Annotated in this window: 3 protein-coding genes; 1 reads left to right on the top strand and 2 read right to left on the bottom strand. The window is 71.2% G+C overall.

Going from position 1 to position 1891, the window contains the following annotated elements:
* Positions 1-221 (bottom strand): hypothetical protein (locus PLP61_RS16810; protein ID WP_324503947.1); only part of this gene is annotated, 221 nt, incomplete at its 3' end.
* On the opposite strand from PLP61_RS16810, the gene PLP61_RS16815 reads away from it, so the two are divergent.
* Positions 211-369, top strand: a complete 159-nt coding sequence (locus tag PLP61_RS16815; protein ID WP_324503948.1) for a hypothetical protein — start codon at positions 211-213, stop codon at positions 367-369. The genes PLP61_RS16810 and PLP61_RS16815 overlap by 11 nt on opposite strands.
* 74 nt (positions 370-443) lie before the next feature.
* Here PLP61_RS16815 and PLP61_RS16820 read toward each other — a convergent pair.
* On the bottom strand, positions 444-1891 hold a 1448-nt coding region (locus PLP61_RS16820; RefSeq protein ID WP_324503949.1), incomplete at its 5' end, for an MXAN_6640 family putative metalloprotease.

Consider the following 1891-nt stretch of genomic DNA (forward strand, 5'->3'; position numbering starts at 1 on the left):
CGTCCGGGCCGCTCGCAGCCCGCGTCGCCCGCCGCGTCCTCGGCGGCGCCGTCGTCAGGGCCGGGCCCGACCTCCTCCTCGCGAGGTACGTCGGGGCACGGGTCGGGCGGCTCCTCCACCGCACCCGCCCCGGTGCCGACCCGGCGGGGCACCTGGTCCGGCACGGGGGGCACGGTGACCGTGGCGTGCACCGGCGCGACGCTCTCCTTGGTGGGGGCCACGCCGGAGGACGGCTACTCCGTCGAGGTGGAGAAGGACGGCTCCCACCTGGAGGCGAAGTTCAGGCGGCAGGAAGAGGACGAGCGCGAGGTCAAGGTGGAGGCGCGCTGCAGCGGCGGCGTACCACGGTTCTCGGTCGAGACCGACTGACCCGTCGCTGTTTGCCCCGTTCTCCACAGGAACGGCGGCAAACAGCGACGGGTCAGCGGGAAAACAGCGACGGGTCAGCGGGTGAGGCGGACCGACATCTTCACCGGGAGGTTGTCGTCCTTGGGGTCACCGCTGCAGGCGAACGGGCTGCTCACCCAGCAGCTGTAGTGGATGCCACCGCTGACCAGGGTGATCACCACTCGAGCGGTCTTGGCGTTGGTGAAGGGGACCTTCACGCTGCCGACGCCCTTGCGGTTGAGCCTGACCAGGTGGAAGGCGTGCGTGCCGTTCCGCCTGACCTGGTCCACCACGACGGCGGGGCCGCGGCGGGCCGGGGCCATGTCGGCGCTGACCTGGAGCTTCCAGGTGCCCGTGAGCTTGCGGGGCTTGGCCTGCAGGGCCACCGAGGTCAGCTGGTAGGTCAGCCGACCGCTCACGGAGTCGCTGCGGTGGGCCTTGCTGATGACCGTGGTGCCCTCGATCGGGGCCTGCGGGTAGGCGTTGGCCCTGCCCTCCTCGTAGAACTTCCGGGAGAACCGGTTGACGGCGGAGAACTGGGCGAAGGCCTGGGTGAAGCTGACCTTCTTGGGCCGCAGGGCCGCGGCGATCGCCTGCGTGGAGTACATGTCCGGGGCGCTCCCGTCGGAGTCGGCCTTGCGCCACATCGTCCGCACCAGAACCGGCAGGCCACCGGCCTGCTGCGGGAAGCGCTCGGTGAGGTAGCGGAAGAAGACCCAGTTGCCGTAGTGGATCGAGCCGTAGAACACGTCCAGCGGGCTGTGCGGGTCACCGAGCTGGCCGGCGGGAAGGTACTGCACGTTGTCGTCGACCGCGTCGTAGACCTCGTCCTCGGCCCAGGTCGCGGTGGCCTCCATGAACCAGGCGTCCTCGGCCCAGTCGTAGCCGGCCTGCACGGCGTGGTAGTACTCGTGCGCCGCGGTCACCTCGAAGTTCTCCTCCGGGGTGTTGGTCGGGAACTCGGCCGGTGAGTAGTCGTTGTCGAGGACGCAGTAGGCCCACACGTCGTAGTCCCCGGACGGCAGGGGCGTCTCGTCGTCGGAGGTGCAGTAGCCGTAGAGACTGTCGGCACCGACGTCGGCGAGGTAGATGTCGGTCTTGGAGTTGTCGCCCTTCGTGCCGTCGGGTTTCGGCGCGCGGTAGCCCGCGCCCACGTAGGTCTGGTGGACGTGCTCCATGGTGGCCAGCGCGAAGTCCACGTAGTCGGGCACCGTCCCGACGTCCGGCCCGTCCGCGGGCGGCACCGCGTCGTCGGTCGAGGTCACGTAGTGGATGCACACGTCGGTGCCGCACACCGGCGTGGCCTCGGCCACGGTGTACCCGTCGCCCAGCGGGTCGCCGCCCCCGTCGGTGGGCCGGGCCAGGTACCGGTCGGCCCGGGCCCGGTCGGCGGCGGAGAGTGCGGGTCGCAGCAGCCACAGGTCGCGCAGCGCCATCGTCGCGTCACGGCCCGCATCCGTGGTCGCCCCGCCGCGGAAGAGCCGCTGCACCCGGGTGAGGGCGG

Source organism: Nocardioides sp., from assembly GCF_035429765.1.
In the GTDB taxonomy this organism is placed as follows: Bacteria; Actinomycetota; Actinomycetes; order Propionibacteriales; family Nocardioidaceae; genus Nocardioides.